The 14,910-nt window shown below is 38.4% G+C and carries 8 protein-coding genes, 1 tRNA gene and 1 pseudogene; all 10 read left to right on the top strand.

Translation table 11 applies throughout. The features are described from left to right. The first annotated feature begins 127 nt into the window (after positions 1-127). Positions 128-1,024 carry a glycine--tRNA ligase subunit alpha gene (gene glyQ, locus DC077_RS08505; RefSeq protein WP_109202093.1) on the top strand — a complete coding sequence of 299 codons (897 nt, stop codon included), beginning with the start codon at positions 128-130 and terminating at the stop codon, positions 1,022-1,024. Positions 1,025-1,316: 292 nt separating this feature from the next. After that, positions 1,317-2,102, top strand: a complete 786-nt coding sequence (locus tag DC077_RS08500; RefSeq protein WP_239990365.1) for an inositol monophosphatase family protein — start codon at positions 1,317-1,319, stop codon at positions 2,100-2,102. 19 nt (positions 2,103-2,121) lie between these two features. Further along, positions 2,122-2,850 (top strand): L,D-transpeptidase family protein, encoded by a 729-nt coding sequence (locus tag DC077_RS08495; RefSeq protein WP_109202094.1) that lies wholly within the window; start codon positions 2,122-2,124, stop codon positions 2,848-2,850. A gap of 70 nt (positions 2,851-2,920) precedes the next feature. Then, a tRNA-Ser gene (locus DC077_RS08490) sits at positions 2,921-3,011 on the top strand. Positions 3,012-3,430: 419 nt separating this feature from the next. After that, positions 3,431-3,655 (top strand): hypothetical protein, encoded by a 225-nt coding sequence (locus tag DC077_RS08485; protein ID WP_109202095.1) that lies wholly within the window; start codon positions 3,431-3,433, stop codon positions 3,653-3,655. 235 nt (positions 3,656-3,890) lie between these two features. Beyond that, a complete protein-coding gene (locus DC077_RS08480) occupies positions 3,891-5,567 on the top strand; it encodes a Mur ligase (protein WP_109202096.1) in 1,677 nt (558 codons plus the stop codon). A gap of 384 nt (positions 5,568-5,951) precedes the next feature. Continuing rightward, positions 5,952-9,098 carry a CapA family protein gene (locus tag DC077_RS08475; protein ID WP_133243434.1) on the top strand — a complete coding sequence of 1,049 codons (3,147 nt, stop codon included), beginning with the start codon at positions 5,952-5,954 and terminating at the stop codon, positions 9,096-9,098. A 398-nt stretch (positions 9,099-9,496) separates the two neighbouring features. Further along, positions 9,497-10,900: an ATP-grasp domain-containing protein gene (locus DC077_RS08470; RefSeq protein ID WP_109217958.1), complete on the top strand. Its 1,404-nt coding sequence runs from the start codon at positions 9,497-9,499 to the stop codon at positions 10,898-10,900. 151 nt (positions 10,901-11,051) lie between these two features. Next, positions 11,052-11,785: pseudogene (locus DC077_RS08465) on the top strand (transposase). Between the two features lie 259 nt (positions 11,786-12,044). Continuing rightward, on the top strand, positions 12,045-14,910 hold a 2,866-nt coding region (locus DC077_RS10955), incomplete at its 3' end, for a BapA/Bap/LapF family prefix-like domain-containing protein (protein WP_193450582.1).

Raw genomic sequence — 14,910 nt, 5'->3', positions numbered from 1 at the left:
CGATGGATCTTCAGTAAGATAGAAGCCACATAAAGATCAAACGAAGATCAAACGAAGATCAAGTGAAGATACAACAAGATACACAATAAAAGACACAATAAGATAGAGCTTAATAAAGATATTGAATATGAAAAAAATGACCTTTCAAGAGATGATTTTTACGCTGCAAACCTATTGGGCAGAGCAGGGATGTGCATTACTCCAGCCTTATGATATTGAGGTAGGTGCGGGAACATTCCATACGGCAACCTTTCTCCGAGCATTAGGGCCTGAGCCATGGGCAGCTGCTTATGTTCAACCTTCTCGGCGTCCAACGGATGGTCGTTATGGGGAGAATCCTAATCGTCTTCAGCACTACTACCAATTTCAAGTGGCGATTAAACCCTCTCCCGAGAATATGCAAGAGCTCTATCTCGGTTCATTAGAGGCGTTAGGGATCGATGTCACAAAGCATGATATCCGTTTTGTAGAAGATGACTGGGAGTCGCCAACTTTAGGTGCTTGGGGCTTAGGTTGGGAAGTCTGGCTCAATGGTATGGAAGTTACACAATTTACCTACTTCCAGCAGGCGGGCGGTTTAGAGTGTAAACCTGTTTTAGGGGAAATTACCTACGGTTTAGAGCGTTTTGCGATGTATGTTCAGGAAGTTGAGAGTGTCTATGATCTTGTCTGGTCTGATGGCCCTTTTGGGAAGATCACTTATGGAGATGTTTTCCATCAAAATGAGGTAGAGCAATCACACTATAACTTCTCTCATGCGGATGTTGAGTTTCTTCTCAACTCCTTCAACTTTTATGAAAAAGAGGTGACACGTCTTCTTGCTGCAGATCTAGCATTGCCGGCATATGAGATGGTTCTGAAAGCATCCCATGCTTTTAACCTACTCGATGCGCGTAAAGCGATCTCTGTGACAGAACGTCAAGGCTATATTCTGCGCGTGCGGAAGATGGCCGGAATGGTGGCAAAGAGTTACTACGAGTCGCGTGAAAAATTGGGTTTCCCAATGTTAAAGCGTGATTCATAAAAAAAGAGTGTAGAAGATGATGGTTTTTCCATCATCTTTTTTATGAGATAAAGTAGGCAGACAGCGCTCGATTATTGTGATCGTGATGATTGCTATCAAATTGCTATCAAATTGCTATCAAATTGCTATCAAATTGCTATCAATATTAGTCATCACAGTCTAGTCATCAATATCAATATCTATGTCGAGGTTGATGAAGATGTTGATGGAGATGTTGGTCGGGACCTTGATGAGCGATGTCGCTGATGCGTTTCAATAACCAGATAGATTGAGAGAGAAAGAGTAGATAGAGATGGATATGCAAAAATATTTAGATTGTGCGTTAGAGGCTTCAGAGATTGCAAGAGAGCTGATCGCAACAGCTTATGATGAGAATGCCTTTAAGATTGAGATTAAAGCTGATGCAACGCCGGTAACAGAGGTGGATATTGCGGTAGAGAAAGCAATCTATGACCATATCTCTCAAGCTTTCCCTGATCATGGATTCTATGGGGAAGAGAGCGGTCAGAAAAATATGAACTCAGACTTTATCTGGTTGATCGATCCGATCGATGGTACAAAAGCATTTGTGCGTCGTCGTCCTCTCTTCTCCTGTCAAATTGCGTTGATGTATAAAGGGGAGATTGTATTAGGGGTCTCTACTGCGCCCTGTTTCAATGGGGGTGAGCGTATCTATGCCCTAAAAGGGAAAGGGGCATTTTTAGAGGGTAAAAAGATCTCTGTGAGCGATATCGATCAACTCTCGCAAGCAGTCTTCTCTTCTGGAAATCTTAAGCGCTTAACACAAAACCCTGAAAATTGGCGCAATTATGGCAAATTGGTTGGGCAGATGAACTCAACACGAGGGTTTGGCGATTTCTTGCAATATCACTTCTTAGCGACAGGTAAGGTGGATATTATTGTGGAATCGGATGTTAATATTCTCGACATTGCCGCACTCTCTATTATTGTCAATGAAGCAGGTGGCGTGATGACGACGCTCGATGGTCAAGCGATCGATCTAGATGTTACGACGATTCTTGCCGCAACGCCGGGGCTTCATCAGCAAGTATTAGATCTTCTTCAATATTCCGCTTAGAGTTGAGAGGCGCGTGCCGATGAAGGTTAAGACAACGCTTAAATTGAAGATCAGAGCGCTAATCAAAGTGATAGGAGTGATGTTGATCCTATCGGCTTGTAGTGCCTACTCAAATGCTCCCTCACCCTCCTATATTTCAGGAGGGCCATTGACGGAGCGACTAAAAAATTATGGCTTAAAACCGGGAGATGAGGTCTTAATTCGCATCTTTAAAGAGGAAGCGATGCTTGAGGTTTGGATGAAACCAAAGGGGAAGAAAGAGTTTATCCATTTCTCCAATTATCCAATCTGTAACTATTCCGGAACCTTAGGGCCTAAGATCTATGAAGGGGATTATCAAGCGCCGGAGGGATTTTATCGTGTTGATCGAAAGGCGCTTAATCCCCATAGCCGCTTCTATAAATCTTTTAACCTCGGCTTCCCGAATAGTTTCGATCGAGCATTAGGGCGGACAGGAAGCTATCTGATGGTGCATGGAAAATGTGATTCAGTCGGTTGTTACGCGATGACAGATCCGCAAATTGAGGAGATCTATGGGCTTGTTGAGCTTGCGCTAAAAAATGGCCAACCCTATGTTGAAGTGCAGGCTTATCCCTTTAAAATGGATAAGTCTAGACTCAATCGGGAGAAGCAATCACTTCACTATGAGTTTTGGGATAACCTGCAAGAGGGATATCAACAATTTGAGCGCTCACGGAGACCGCTCGACTATCGTGTCAGTGGTGGACGCTATCTATTTAAGGGATAGACTTGTCAATTGTGAAAATATTTAGTATCTTATCTGCCTCAACTGAAAAAGAATCGGTTGAGAGAAATTAGGAAAAGTGGCCGAGTGGTTGAAGGCGTTCGCCTGGAAAGCGGATATACGTTAGTAGCGTATCGAGGGTTCGAATCCCTCCTTTTCCGCCATTTTAAGAGTATAAAGCCCTGATTTTTCAGGGCTTTTTCATATGTGGGGTTTTCAGTACCCCCATCATCCTAATATTGAGTATCTTTAAGATTCGTAGAAAGAGCTAACAGCAAAAAAAGCAATGCTGTATAGCTCTTTTTTATGCCTATCATTAAGGTTTATTCTCTTTTTAGTTTTATCTCTTTCAAATCTCTCTATGATACTGTAGAGAATGAGCTGGTAATGGAGGAATCGAAAATATTCTCTATTAAATCTTTACAATTCTCTATCAAAAGGATCTCCATAAAATGAAGAGAATAGAATCTGTTCATACTATTTAATTCATATTCTGGATTAGATTGGTTTAGTAGAAGCGCCATTTAGATAATCAGATAACTAGATTATTTTTAATAAGTTACAAAAATAGGAAGAGCATTCCATGGAAGAATATTTGGCAGACCTTTTTTTCTTTGCCTTTTTTTATTGGCCAATCTATCTCATCGTTGCGATTCTATTTCTCTTCTTTGTCTATAAGTTTTGGAGAAAAAAAGCAACAATCATGAAGCTTTTACTTGTTGTCTGTGGATTGATCGGTGTGATGATTCTACTCCCGGCGCTCTATGTACTTTTTATGACGATATATGGAGCAATTATCAATATTTAGTATAATAAGTTAATTTTTTGAAAAACTTAGTAAGCTCGATCTCTAGAGTGGTTTAATGGTTTGCATTAAATAATATTTTTCATTTTTCATTTTTCATTTTTTATATTTTGTCTTTAGTTGCTTTAGGATTATGCCAATTTTTGATTGATTATTTGCTCTTATGTAAATATATATTGATATAATCTTTGTCGTATCTAAAATACCCAATGTAAATCACAACTTATAGGAATAGCGCATGGCATTGAAAAGCTTGTTAGATAACGCTAAAGAGAAGATGTTAACTGTTTTGGAAAAGTCACCTCAAATAGATCTTCCAGAAAGTCATCCTCCTACGATTCTATTTTTTGCTATATCGGATAGTAAAGAGCGAGCAAATGTTGAAATTGCTACAGGAGATGATTTTGAAGATGCTTGGCAGAAAGGGGTAGAAGCTTTAAAGCGTTGGCGCCTTAAAAATTGGTTAAAGCCTGCTTGGTTGCGTGTTGAGATAGTTCGGGAAGTTGAAGCACTTCAATGGGATGAATTTCAAAAAAGATTAGCAAGAACGAAAAGAAGTTATTTTCGTTATGGAATATCTTTAACAGAAGATTTCAAAACAGCACTTTTAGAGCATGAGCTTTATGGAAATGCGATCTTATATCACTCAGATAGTTCTGTTGCAGTTGCGAATGAGAGAAATTTAAAAAACTATTCTCGAAGACGCTTTAGGAGAGAACTTAGCTGGCCACAATCAGAGGGTGAATTAATCTATCGTTTTAAGACATATGCAGTTTTTACTGATGGATTAGAAAGTTATGAGATAGAGTCTGAAGGGCGCAACAGTGGCTATCGTATTATCGATCAGTGGAATCAAGAAACAGTTACAGAAATTGTTCATAAAAGTACGGAATATTTAGCAAAACAGGTTAAGTCGAATGGTTTTTATCATTATGGATGGTTCCCTTGTTTTGATCGCCCCATTCCGACCTACAACGCGCTGCGACATGCTAGTTCTACCTACGCATTATTGGAAGGATGGGAGGTTTGCCAAAAGCCCGAGCAGAAGCAGGCAATTGATCGAGCTTTAGATTATTTAGAAAAAGAACTTATTAAAATTGAAGTATTACCTAGTGGAGAAAAAGCAGCATTTCTTGTTGATGTTGGAGATGAGATTAAGCTTGGCGGAAATGCGGTTTCCATTTTAGCTTATGCAAAATATACAGAGATTACCGGCGATAAGCGCTACTTAGAATTAATGGAGCATTTAGCAAATGGTATTCTCTTTATGCAACAAGAGGGTGGTCGCTATATTCATGTGCTTAATTATCCTGATTTAAGTATCAAGGCAGAAAATAGAACCATCTATTATGATGGAGAAGCTGCTTTTGGCTTAATGCGTCTTTATGGTATTACGAAAGATCCCCGTTGGTTAGCATCGGTGGAGAAGGCGTTTGATTATTTTATTGCGAATAAGCATTGGGAAGCACATGATCATTGGCAAAGTTACTGTGTCAATGAATTAACGCTTTATAATCCTGATCCTAAGTATTATCAATTTGGATTAGATAATGTTCGGGATCATCTCGATTTTGTATTAAATCGTATTACAACATTCCCTACGCTTTTAGAGTTAATGATGGCAGCTGAGCGAATGATATCGCGTATGCAGGAAGATAAAAAAGTATCACACCTTTTAGAAGGGTTTGATATTGATAAGTTTTATCGGGCATTGGAGTATCGTGCACGTTATTTAATGAATGGTTTTTTCTATCCAGAAGTTGCGATGTTCTTTAAAAATCCACGCAGGATTCTCGATGGCTTCTTTATTCGCCATCATGCTTTCCGTGTTCGGATCGATGACGTGGAACATTATCTCTCAGGATTTGTAGCGTACCGGAAGTATTTGGAGAGAGTAGAAAAAAGCCAAAGTTAGGTATGGTGTTAAGTTATAACTTATGCGTTATAAAGTATTCGAAAACTAAAATCGATAAATTAGAGGAAATTCTTAATTAGGAATTTATAGTTACCAATTAATCACTGGAAAGGTACAAACCATCAAAGTTAATTAGCCAATATGTTTATTGCTTCTGTATTAGATAGTTATAAGTGAGAAAAAGCTATTATTTCAAGTCATTATAAATAATAGAGCTATTTTAAAGATGGTTATGTTCTATAAAAAATCAAATATAACCTAATATGGTCGCTTGATTTATCACCATTTTTTTAGAGTGTACATAAGTTGATGTTCAGCATCATCTATGCGAAGGATAAGTAACCATAATTCTTTTTTTAGGTGGAAGACAATATAAAATTTACAATGAATACTATTACAGATAATAAAGAAAGTAAGAAAGATCAAAATATACGTAAAATAGTTTGGGGTGGAGATGTTAATTTAGGTCGACGTCAACATTATGTTACTGAACAAATAGGTTTAAAAAATGTTATACAAAGTAATATTTTGAAGGAAGCAGATTTAAGCATTGTAAATCTTGAATGTGTCGTATCTGTACTGGGTGAACAAGGGGCTGAAAAAGGAGAGGGCGGGCCCTATTATTATCGAGCGAGACCTGAAATGGTAAAAATACTGACAGCGTCAGGTATCGATGTTGTAACTTGTGCCAACAATCATAGCGTTGATTATGGAGTAGGTGCTTTAATGCAACAAGATAGGTTACTAAAAAAAATTGGTATTGAATGTGTTGGTGTTGGACAGACTTTAGCAGAAGCTCTTCTTCCTAAATATATCGATTTAGATGGCGTTAAAGTTGCTATTTTTGCTGCTGATACAACAATGAGGTACTTTGCTGCATCTGATGAGACTGGAGGTATCAGTTTTATATCTGTAACAGATGTTTCTACCTGGACTCAAAGATATAGAAAATTATTTATAGAGGCTAAATCTATTTCTGACATTATTCTTTTTGCAATTCATTGGGGGGCTAATGAAAAAGAAGAACCAACAGAAGATGAGAGGAATTTGGGTCGACTCTTGATAGACCTTGGGGTTGATGCTGTATTGGGAGCTTCAGCCCATAGACTTCAAGGAACCGAAATATATCAGGGAAAACCTATTATTTATGATGCAGGTGATTTACTTCTAGATTCTATTGGGAGAGTTAGGGATACAGGTTTATTTGAATTAAGGGTCTCTAAAAAAGGAGTGCATTCAGTCATTTTTCATCCTTTAATACAAAAATTTGGGCATACGATTACTCCTAGTTTAGAATCAAAAATTGATATATCTGAAAGATATGCAGATAAGTGTATAAAGTTAAATAACAAAGTTGTCATTAATACTCAAAATGGCAGTTGTACTTTGTTAGAAGCAGATTTACCATCAGGTAAAAACTTACTACCATTACAAAAGACTGCGTATAATTTAAATGTATTAAAACAACCTGAGTTTAATACATTGCCAAGAGAATTAGTTGTTAAAGAAGTTCCGGATGATGCCCGAATATCACCTATTTTATTTGGTGGAATAAAATTAGTTGGTGTGCGAGTTCATCCTAGAGTTATTACACAAAGAACAATGTTGTGGGTTGAGTCATATTGGGAGTGTGTAGATTCAATTGATAGTAACTTATGTATTGATTTTCAAGCAGAGCCAATATGCAAGTCTAAAATGACCTCTTGGGGAAGAGGCATGCATCATGAGCTATGCGACTGGCAAGTGCCAATGACACGATGTCAAGTTGGAAAAATTTATCGTGATTATTATGGCTTGCGACCTTCTTATATGGGGAACTGGGATAATGTGCCGTTAAAACTAAAGGTGCGAGTAATATCAACAGAAAATAATAATTATAAAAATATTAGTTTTATTGATCTTCCTATAGAGATTAAATTAGATCATCCGAATAAAGCGCCGTTTAATATTAAAAGAATTCAGAAAGAAAATAGTTTTGAGGCAGTTAAAATGAATATAGTTAATAAACTTACAGTACACGCCGAACCTAAAAATCAATATTTTGTTTTTTTTAACAATAATCTTAGTGAAAATTATTCAGGCATTGAAAGTGCGGCACTCAAAAGAAGCAAATTGTTTATTGAAAAATTGAGAATTACACCCGTGTTTTTAACTATGGCCTATAACTTAGGTATAGACGCAACAATTGAAGATCTAAAAAATCTAAATAAGATACCTGAATCTTTTCAGCACATAAATCTTTATCGATTTTATCAAGTTAAAAGTTCTACTAAGTCATCAATAGATGTGCAACATGTTGTAAATAACCCTATTAAGCAAAAGATTGAAGTAGTTAGGGATGGGAAGAAATATATCACAAAATTTTATGACTTAAAGACAGGACTTATTTCATACATACATTATCATGATGATAATGGTGAGCGTTATAGATTAGATAATTTTGACCCAGATGGATTTTTGTCAAGAGTTTGTGTTTTTAAACCTGATACTAAAGAAAGAATATCAGAATTTTTTTACCGTGCTGATGGCACATTGTGTTTTCAGAAATTCTTTATACAAAAAGAAGGAAAAAATGTAGTAAATAAAATTATCATTCATGATGAAGCGGGCATTCCAATAGAGTTTTATGATAGACATGAAGACTTTATTAAATACCTACTAGAGTATTACTTTAATACATTTGATAAAGATGATCAGGTTAATGTTATTGTAGATAGAAATGTACGTTTAATTGATAGGATAAGAAATACCGTTGTCCCAAATTTAAAAATGATTCCAGTATCACACACGTCACATTTAAAAGACCCATCAGATATGCAAAGTAATTTTAGGAGTTACTATTTTAGAGATATAAAAAATCTTGATGGTTTGATTATTCTCACCGAGCAGCAAAGAAAAGATGTTATAGCAAGATGTGGGGAATTTAATAACGTATATTGTATTCCTCATGTAGTGGATGCTTTTCCAAAACAGGTGGAGTTTAATAGTCGGATAGCAAATAAAGTAATAGCAGTTGGACGTTATCGACCAGAAAAAAATCACTTATTAATGATTAACATTTTTGCAAAAGTAGTTGAACAGATACCAACAGCAACGCTAGATTTATATGGTTATGGCCCTTTAGAAGGTAAACTGAAACAGCTTATTCGGAAGCTTGGTATGGAGAAAAATATTACTGTTAATCCTTTTACAAAAGATATTTATGATAAATTCTCAAAGGCAAGAATATCCCTATTAACAAGCCAATATGAAGCATTTCCACTTGTTGTTATGGAAAGCTTAGCTTGTGGCTGCCCTGTGATATCTAATGATATCCAATATGGGCCATCTGCCATGATAGAAAATGGTGAAAATGGTTATTTGATAGAGAAAGATAATGAATCTATTTTTGTAAGAAAAATTATCAAAGTATTAAAGGATGAGGATCTAAATGCTGAACTTTCAAATAATGCTTATAAAAGTTCGCAACGCTTTAGTGAAGATAACGTTGCTCCTATATGGAAACATTTTATTGAGAAAATAACTAAATAAAATTATGATACATTAATTAAATTGTACTTTCAGTCAAAATGTATCTCCAAATAATTAGAAAAGGTTTGTATTTGAAAGTTAATCTTGATCTTGGTTTAGTTCTTATTTGGCTCGGCATTTTTAAAGATATAAGTGCTTGTTTTATTTAATGGTTTAAACTTATTTGTGGGGCTAGGGGAGAGGTAAAATTTGGAATGATGAGAGCAGAAAATATATTATAAAAGCAATCAGTTAGGGGAATGTTTTATCACAGAGATTTTTCATTATCTTAGATTAGTTCTAAAAGAGCTGTAGTACACGATGTTCTTTTAAAAGAAGTAGAGAGAATTCCTTATGGAAAATACAAACCTGCTCAATACTTTTAAAGTTTTAATTAATACCTACGGGATAATTGTGAAATGAATCAAAAACTAAATATAGCCCTTAACTCTCTACTAGAGAAGTCGGTAAAAAATAGAGATTATAATGAGGCCTTTGAAGTAGGGAGTTACCTGTTACAGCATAGAATTTTGGTAGAAAAAAACTTAAAGTCGTTGATGACGGCAGCTATGCATACAGGAAATCGCAAAACTCTTCTTGATCTTTTTTTATCTAAAGAGAAAAGTGAGGGGCTTATTTCTTTAGAGAAAGGACTTGTGGCTAGCCTTTTCTATCAGTTGAAAGATGAAGAGAAATGTTCTGAATACGCACTTCAATATTCGAGAGAGAACGTGATTTCAAAGAGTAGAGAAGGAAAGTTAAAAGTCCTTATTTTGCAGACATTTGCTTCAGGCGCTTTTAATTTTAATGCAAAGCGTCAATCTTTTCATATGCCCGATGGACACAATAATCTTATGTCTGTCCTCGATAGAGACATTCAAAAAATTATTTTGCGCGTTGATGATATTGATGTAGCTCTAAAAGAGTTAAAAAGACAGAATATTTCTGTTGATATTATCTATAATTCGATCACAGATCCAGAGCGATGTGAAGTTGCGCTCTGTAAGGCTGCTGCGATATGTGCAGCATTTCCAAATGTACCTGTTGTGAATCATCCCAGTGATATTTTAGCGACTTCAAGAGATAATAATTATCGGCGGTTTAATGATATGCCCCATATTGTTTATCCTAAAAATATCAGACTAGAGAATGTTAATAAAAATTGTCATGCCCTTATTAGGGAAGCGGTAGAAAAGCACCAATTGAAGTTTCCACTGATTGTTCGTTTATCGGGATACCATGTGGGCAAGAATATGCATCTGATAGAGTCAATGGATCAACATAATTTTGCTGATTTTGAAACGATAGTTTCTCAGACACCAAAGGACATTTATCTTATTGAATATGTTGATGTCTCCTTTAAAGATAATCGCTTGCCTGGTGCAAGGCTTTATCCTAAATATCGTGCATTATTTACAGGAGGAAAGTTATTTCCTATCCATCTTTTTGTTGCTGACAATGACTTCAATGTCCATTTATCTAATTCTGAAAAATTAATGGCGGCTAATCCTTGGCTAACGGAGATGGGAGTTAGTTATTGCCGTTCTCCTGAAGAAAGTATTGGGGCAGATAATTGGAAAGCTTTAGAGCAAATTATGCGGCAAACAGGTCTAGAGTATGTTGGGATAGATTTTGCTTTAAGCCAAGAAGAACGTCGGAAGGGTGTCGTTATTTTTGAAATTAATGCTGCTATGAGAAATTCAATGAGATCTAAAAATATGCCTGTTTATGTTAAAAACTGTTGGAAGCAAGTAACAGATAGAATACATCATTATCTGTGCGATCAGGCAAAAGTACCCACATGGAGCTTTGACTTATCTTAAAGTATGATTTGGTTTATTTCTACTCTTTAGCAATCTAAAGGGAGTTCCAAGAAAATCTTGTTTCGTTTTAATCAATGAGCGTAAACTTACCCTAAAAAGACACAAGCCAAAACTATAGATTTCTGTCATCATAATTTAGATGGAGGAAATCATGAAACGATCAAAATTCACAGAAACACAAATTGTAAACATTTTAAAACTGGCAGAAAAAGGCGTTAAAGTGACCGATATCTGCCGAGAGCACGGCATTAGTAGTGCTACGTACTATCAATGGAAAAGTAAATATGGAGGCTTAGAAGCCTCAGATTTGAAGCGATTACGGGAAATTGAAGCTGAAAATGCCAAGCTCAAAAAAATGTATGCTGAGTTAGCTTTAGAAAATGCAGCAATTAAGGATTTATTGGGAAAGCTGTAACGCCGGAACGACGCAGAGAAGCGACTCAACACTTGGTATATCAAGGATTACTTTCGATAGCTAAGGCTTGTCATTGATACCTCACTACCGGCCACTAGAGTTGTGAGAGTTTTAGAGCAACTTAAAGAAGAAAGAGGTGTTCCTAGAATGATCCGTGTTGATAATGGCAGTGGAATGACATCTCCAGCTTTTACAAAATGGTGTGAAAATAATCATATTAAAATCTATTATGTTGTGAGTCAGGAAAGCCAAATCAAAATGCTTATATCGAGCGTTTTAATCGTAGCTATCGAACTGAAGTATTAAACCCCCATCTATTCTCCTCCTTAACTCAGGTGCGAGAACTCAGTTAGGCTTTGATGTTAAGTTATAACGAAGAAAGACCTCATGAGTCACTGGGAAATTTACCTCCCAGTGAATTTAAAAAACAATTAACCGAAAAAGTCTCTAGTTATGAACTGTGCGCTTGACGGTAAGTTTACGTTATCATTAAAAGAGTACACTATCTTTTATATCATTTTATATATTAAAACCACTATACATAATGAGTAAATATTGACTTTTATTGATATTTGGCGATAATTAATTTAAATTGTTTACCTATTTTTAATAAAAATACTCAACTGCAATCGAATAATTAGTTGTAGTTGGGTTTGTCGTGTCTACAGGCAGATAGTGTGTAGGCGCGAGTTGTACCTAGCATTTCTGTAAAATAGAGAGAGATAACTTATGTCAATGATGGTTGTAACGCGTGCAGAGAGTGATGCAAAGCCGGTAGAAGTACCTTTGGCAGATTACTCAATTTTGGCACCACAGTTGATTAAAATAAAAGGGAGTTTAGAGGATATTGAGAGTGCAGAGCGAGTAGGGCAAAATTTAGTTTTGACCTTCAAGTCTGGTAAAACAATTATCCTCTATGGGTTCTATAATGAAAACGAAGAGGGGGAGCATAGTGAGTTAATCTTAGAAGATGACTGCGAGCTCTACTGGCTTAACGGAGATAAAGAATTTGTTGATATTGATGTTGATTCTCTCTTAGCAAATGAGGTGTCAGATGCAGGGCTATCAGCAAGTTGCATTCCTCCATATTGGGTGTTAGGTGTTTTAGCCGGTGGTTTAGCAGGTCTTGTTGCTGCAGGAGGCGGATCATCTTCCGGAGGTAGTGATTCATCATTAACGACTCCCATAGGTCCAACAGATCCTGAGAATCCAGATGACTCCGACAGCGATTCAGACTCCGATAGCGACTCAGATTCCGACAGTGACTCCGATTCGGACAGTGATTCAGACTCGGATAGTGACTCCGATTCCGACAGTGATTCAGATTCAGATAGTGATTCAGATTCGGACAGCGACTCCGATTCGGACAGTGATTCAGACTCGGATAGTGACTCCGATTCCGATAGCGATTCTGATTCTGACAGTGACTCAGATTCCGATAGCGATTCTGATTCGGACAGCGACTCTGATTCCGATAGCGATTCTGACTCCGATAGCGACTCAGACTCTGACAGTGATTCTGACTCGGATAGCGATTCCGATTCCGACAGTGACTCTGATTCGGATAGCGATTCTGACTCCGACAGTGACTCCGATTCCGACTCTGACAGTGACTCTGATTCAGACAGTGACTCTGACTCCGACAGTGATTCTGACTCGGATAGCGATTCCGATTCCGATAGCGACTCCGATTCCGACAGTGACTCAGATAGTGATTCAGACTCGGATAGCGATTCCGATTCCGACAGTGACTCTGATTCGGACAGCGATTCAGATTCCGATAGTGACTCTGATTCGGATAGTGACTCTGACTCAGATAGTGATTCTGATTCGGATAGTGACTCAGATTCCGACAGTGACTCCGATTCGGATAGTGATTCAGACTCCGACTCAGATAGTGACTCTGATTCTGACAGTGACTCAGATAGCGATTCAGATTCTGATAGCGACTCTGACTCAGATAGTGATTCTGATTCGGACAGCGACTCCGATTCCGACAGTGACTCCGATTCTGACAGCGACTCAGATTCCGATAGTGATTCAGACTCCGACAGTGACTCAGACTCAGATAGTGATTCAGATTCCGACAGTGACTCTGATTCGGACAGCGACTCCGATTCCGACAGCGACTCTGACTCGGATAGTGATTCAGATTCCGACAGCGACTCTGACTCAGATAGTGATTCAGATTCCGACAGCGACTCTGACTCAGATAGTGATTCAGATTCGGATAGCGATTCAGACTCGGACAGCGATTCAGACTCCGACAGTGATTCTGATTCCGACAGTGATTCAGATTCCGATAGTGACTCTGATTCCGATAGTGACTCAGACTCGGACAGCGACTCTGATTCGGACAGTGACTCCGATTCCGACAGTGACTCTGATTCAGACAGTGACTCAGACTCCGACAGTGATTCTGACTCGGATAGCGATTCCGATTCCGACAGTGACTCTGATTCGGATAGCGATTCAGATAGCGACTCTGATTCCGATAGTGACTCCGACAGTGACTCTGACTCGGATAGTGACTCTGATTCGGATAGTGATTCCGACTCCGACAGTGATTCTGACTCTGACAGCGACTCCGATTCCGACAGCGATTCAGATTCCGACAGCGATTCAGATTCAGACAGTGACTCAGATTCCGACAGTGACTCAGATTCCGATAGCGACTCTGACTCGGATAGCGATTCAGATTCAGACAGCGACTCAGACTCCGACAGTGACTCTGATTCCGACAGTGACTCTGATTCCGACAGTGACTCTGATTCGGATAGTGACTCCGATTCCGACAGTGACTCGGATAGCGATTCCGATTCCGACAGTGACTCTGATTCGGACAGCGATTCAGATTCCGATAGTGACTCTGATTCGGATAGTGACTCTGACTCAGATAGTGATTCTGATTCGGATAGTGACTCCGATTCCGATAGCGACTCAGATTCCGACAGTGACTCCGATTCCGACAGTGACTCAGACTCCGATAGTGACTCAGATTCCGATAGTGACTCTGACTCGGATAGCGATTCAGACTCGGACAGTGACTCCGATTCCGACAGTGACTCAGATAGTGATTCAGACTCGGATAGCGATTCCGATTCCGACAGTGACTCTGATTCGGACAGTGATTCAGACTCAGACAGCGACTCCGACTCCGACAGTGACTCAGATTCCGATAGTGATTCTGACTCCGACAGTGACTCTGACTCGGATAGTGACTCAGACTCCGACAGTGACTCAGACTCCGACAGTGACTCCGATTCCGACAGTGATTCTGATTCGGACAGCGACTCCGATTCTGACAGTGACTCTGATTCGGACAGCGATTCCGATTCCGATAGTGACTCAGACTCCGACAGTGATTCTGATTCGGACAGTGACTCCGATTCCGATAGTGACTCAGACTCCGACAGTGACTCTGATTCCGACAGCGACTCCGATTCCGATAGTGACTCTGATTCCGATAGTGACTCTGATTCCGACAGCGACTCCGATTCCGATAGTGACTCTGATTCGGACAGCGATTCCGATTCCGACAGTGACTCAGACTCCGACAGTGATTCTGATTCCGACAGCGACTCCGATTCCGATA

The organism is Ignatzschineria cameli (assembly GCF_003121895.1).
GTDB classification, from domain to species: domain Bacteria; phylum Pseudomonadota; class Gammaproteobacteria; order Cardiobacteriales; family Wohlfahrtiimonadaceae; genus Ignatzschineria; species Ignatzschineria cameli.
The sequence above is the reverse complement of the archived record's forward strand: the minus strand, read 5'-3'. Positions and strand labels throughout refer to the sequence as shown.